The following is a 393-nucleotide window of genomic DNA, read 5'->3' on the forward strand; positions in this document are numbered from 1 at the left end:
GCTCATCCCCGCTCGCGCGGGGCTCACGTCGTGGACACCGTGGCCGTGTTCCGCGCCCAGGGCTCATCCCCGCTCGCGCGGGGCTCACCCGGCCAGCCCCCTCCGCATGGAGGGCGTCTCCGGCTCATCCCCGCTCGCGCGGGGCTCACATGCCGCCGGTGGACCCTGAGGCCGGCGACACGGGCTCATCCCCGCTCGCGCGGGGCTCACGTAGACAACCCCGACCGCACCACGGCGATCACGGGCTCATCCCCGCTCGCGCGGGGCTCACGTTGTCCCGTCCTTCATGGTGATGCGCAGGGCGGGCTCATCCCCGCTCGCGCGGGGCTCACCTGCACGCGATGCGAACCCTCCCGGCCCCCATGGGCTCATCCCCGCTCGCGCGGGGCTCAC

The 393-nt window shown here is 75.1% G+C and carries 1 CRISPR repeat array.

The window, feature by feature from the left end:
• Nucleotides 1-392: a CRISPR direct-repeat array (repeat unit 26 nt; unit sequence GCTCATCCCCGCTCGCGCGGGGCTCA).
• The last annotated feature ends 1 nt before the right edge of the window (nt 393 follow it).

The organism is Kytococcus sp. HMSC28H12, from assembly GCF_001816045.1.
In the GTDB taxonomy this organism is placed as follows: Bacteria; Actinomycetota; Actinomycetes; order Actinomycetales; family Dermatophilaceae; genus Kytococcus; species Kytococcus schroeteri.